General features: G+C 67.6%; 1 pseudogene. It reads right to left on the bottom strand.

Annotation, left to right across the window (positions count from 1 at the left end):
• Positions 1 to 479: pseudogene (locus tag IG94_RS0138120) on the bottom strand (alpha-amylase family glycosyl hydrolase); the annotation flags it as partial.

The raw sequence follows: 479 nt of genomic DNA, 5'->3' as shown, positions 1-479 counted from the left end.
TGCATGGGGGTGCGGACGGCGTCGCGGTCGCCGAGCCAGATGTTGTCGCCCATGCCGATCTCGTCGCCGTAGTAGAGGATCGGTGAGCCCGGGAGGGAGAGGAGCAGGGCGGTGAAGAGTTCGATCTGGTCGCGGTCGTTGTCCAGGAGGGTGGCGAGGCGGCGGCGGATGCCGATGTTGGCGCGCATGCGCGGGTCCTTGGCGTACTCCGCGTACATGTAGTCGCGTTCCTCGTCGGTGACCATTTCGAGGGTCAGCTCGTCGTGGTTGCGCAGGAAGATGCCCCACTGGCAGCCGGAGGGGATGGCGGGGGTCTTGGCGAGGATCTCGGAGACGGGGTAGCGGGACTCGCGGCGGACGGCCATGAAGATGCGGGGCATGACCGGGAAGTGGAAGGCCATGTGGCACTCGTCGCCGCCGGCGGAGTAGTCGCCGAAGTAGTCGACGACGTCCTCCGGCCACTGGTTGGCCTCCGCCAG

The sequence above is a fragment of the Streptomyces olivaceus genome, from assembly GCF_000721235.1.
GTDB lineage: Bacteria > Actinomycetota > Actinomycetes > Streptomycetales > Streptomycetaceae > Streptomyces > Streptomyces olivaceus.
The sequence above is the reverse complement of the archived record's forward strand: the minus strand, read 5'-3'. Positions and strand labels throughout refer to the sequence as shown.